This is a genomic window from uncultured Paraglaciecola sp. (assembly GCF_913020055.1).
Taxonomy (GTDB): Bacteria; Pseudomonadota; Gammaproteobacteria; order Enterobacterales; family Alteromonadaceae; genus Paraglaciecola.
Genome location: NZ_CAJWCF010000185.1, coordinates 1 through 2,801 on the forward strand (window position 1 = coordinate 1; position 2,801 = coordinate 2,801).

Genomic DNA, 2,801 nt, shown 5'->3' on the forward strand with positions numbered 1-2,801 from the left:
GAGGTCATCGATTTTCTGAATGATGCAGGTCTAGAACAGTGCACCCATCTCATCGGGTGGGTTTTAGAAAAGCATCAGCAACAATTAAATATTACCTATCAAGGACAAGAAATTTATTCCGCCAGTCGTGAAGAATTACAGAAAACTTGGTCAGAAGTCAGTTATAAGATGCAAGCATTACGTGACAACCCTGATTGTGCAAAGCAACAGTTTGAACGTATTAGTGATGATAATGACCCAGGTTTATCTGCAACATTAACGTATGATTTGAATGATAATATCGCTGAAAAATATACGCAACGACCCAAAGTAGCTATCCTAAGAGAGCAGGGTGTTAACGGGCATGTGGAAATGGCTGCTGCATTTGATCGAGCCGGGTTTACAGCGATTGATGTGCATATGAGTGATATTATCCATGCGCGAGTCAGCTTAAAAGACTTTGTGGGCTTGGTTGCTTGTGGTGGTTTTTCCTACGGTGATGTATTAGGTGCGGGTGGAGGCTGGGCCAAGTCTATCCTGTTTAATACACAAGCTAGAGAGGAGTTTACTGCATTTTTCAAACGCTCTGATACTTTTGGTTTGGGGGTCTGTAATGGTTGTCAAATGATGTCAGGCTTAAAAGATATTATTCCAGGTGCTGAACACTGGCCAGAATTCAAACGTAATAATTCAGAACAATTTGAAGCCAGAGTTTCCATGGTCAAAGTGCAGTCATCGCCTTCAATTTTAATGAAAGGTATGGAAGGCTCAACACTACCAGTTGTTATTGCTCACGGTGAAGGACGAGCAGAATTTAATGATAATTTGGCTGAGAATGCATTGGTGGCATTGAACTATGTTGATAACTATGGTCAAACAACGACAGATTTTCCAGCTAACCCAAATGGTTCCCCTGAAGGGATAACGGGGTTAACGACAACAGATGGTCGATTTACTATTATGATGCCACACCCTGAGCGTTGTTTTAGAACGGTGCAAAATTCATGGCATCCAAGTGACTGGGAAACTGATGGTGCCTGGTTACGGATGTTTAGAAATGCTCGAGTTTGGGTTGGGTAAACGTATGATTGATATTGTCCAGGATTAGGTATGCCCGAAATATCAAGATTTTTTGGAATAATAATCAGAATGTATTATGACGACCATAACCCTCCTCATTTTCATGCTGAATACTCAGGAAAAAAAGCTGTTTTTGATTTTAATGGAAATGTTATAAAGGGTGACCTCGCTTCAAAGACAGCAACTAAGTTAGTACGAGAATGGGTTGATCTCCATGTTTGTGAATTAGAAGATGATTGGGAACTAGCGAAAGATAGTAAAGCGATTAATAAAATAACTCCCTTATTGTGAGGAATATATATGTGGGATATGAATGATGTAATACAGATTCACTATCAAAAAGATTATGTATTTCATGTGGAATTTGATGATGGAATTGAAGGGGATATCGACTTTTCAGGTTATCTAGAAAAAGGCCCGATATTTTTACCATTGAAAGATAAATCATTTTTTAAAGATGCCATTATAGAAAGTGGAACTATTTCATGGTCAAATGGTGCGGATATTGCGCCAGAAACGTTATATAACAAAATACAAAATAATGGCTCTTTGATGTAAGTGTTCAGTCCCTCTCTTTGGAAAAGAGGTACTAGGGGGAAGTTTTATTAAATAAATTCTCCTCAATCTCCATTTTTCAAAGGGGGAGTCCACATAAGTTAACTTTTGATAGCTAACAGCAATTTGTTAAAAAATTGAAAACACATATGAGTTATAAAACGATAGAGTCTTTTGTTGGCAATACCCCTTTAGTTAGATTGCAAAGATTAGCGGGAGATACCAGTAATATCCTTCTTGTCAAATTAGAAGGCAATAACCCCGCTGGCTCGGTAAAAGATCGACCCGCATTAAGTATGATCAATCATGCTGAACAAAGAGGGGAAATTAAGCCGGGTGATAGTCTTATTGAAGCAACCAGTGGCAATACCGGTATCGCTTTAGCGATGGCCAGTGCAATTAAAGGTTATAAAATGACCTTGATTATGCCTGATAATATGAGCGCAGAGCGTATTGCTTCTATGAAGGCCTATGGTGCCGAAATTATCTTAACGCCTGCGGCGGGGAGCATGGAAGGGGCGATAGATTTAGCAAGAAAAATGCAGTCGGAAGGTAAAGGCCGTATTTTAGATCAGTTTTCAAACCTTGATAATCCATTAGCGCATTATCAAACTACCGGCCCTGAAATTTGGCGTGATACCGAAGGAGAAGTGACTCATTTTGTCAGCGCAATGGGTACGACCGGGACGATTGTTGGGACATCTCAGTTTTTGAAAGAGCAGAATTCACAGATTCAAATTGTAGGTGTACAACCGGAAGGGAAATCAAAGATACCCGGTATTAGACGTTGGCCTAAGGAATATTTACCTAAAATTTATAGCGATGAAAATATTGATCGCATTATTGAGGTCAATCAAGAGTCGGCAGAAAATACCACGCGAGACTTGGCCGCAAAAGAAGGGATATTTTCAGGGATTTCATCGGGTGGAGCGGTATATGCCGCTCTACAACTGTCCAAACAAGTTAAAAATGCAGTGATTGTTGCTATTATTTGTGACCGTGGGGATCGTTACCTATCAACGGGTGTGTTTCCAAGTTAGGGCTAGGGAGATGGAAACAAATAATCATCCAATCTTGCTGGTCTTTTTGTCCGCCTTCAGCCGTGTAGAAAAAGTTGCGTAGCACACGGATGTGCAAGTGTCGCTCGAAGCAGGATGCTGGTTGCGACCGTAGCCTGCTATGCGCCT

At 40.5% G+C, this 2,801-nt stretch carries 4 protein-coding genes; all 4 read left to right on the plus strand.

Translation table 11 applies throughout. From position 1 onward, the window contains the following. On the plus strand, positions 1-1,059 hold a 1,059-nt coding region (locus tag QZ488_RS21430), incomplete at its 5' end, for a phosphoribosylformylglycinamidine synthase subunit PurQ (RefSeq protein WP_293752595.1). A gap of 30 nt (positions 1,060-1,089) precedes the next feature. After that, on the plus strand, positions 1,090-1,350 hold the full coding sequence (locus tag QZ488_RS21435; protein WP_293752597.1) for a DUF4160 domain-containing protein: 261 nt from the start codon (positions 1,090-1,092) through the stop codon (positions 1,348-1,350). A 9-nt stretch (positions 1,351-1,359) separates the two neighbouring features. Next, complete coding sequence (locus QZ488_RS21440; protein ID WP_293752599.1) at positions 1,360-1,617, plus strand: DUF2442 domain-containing protein; 258 nt, start codon at positions 1,360-1,362, stop codon at positions 1,615-1,617. Between the two features lie 146 nt (positions 1,618-1,763). Further along, the gene (gene cysM / locus QZ488_RS21445) at positions 1,764-2,654 is read left to right on the plus strand and encodes a cysteine synthase CysM (protein ID WP_293752601.1); all 891 of its coding nucleotides are present in this window, start codon (positions 1,764-1,766) and stop codon (positions 2,652-2,654) included. Positions 2,655-2,801 lie beyond the last annotated feature (147 nt).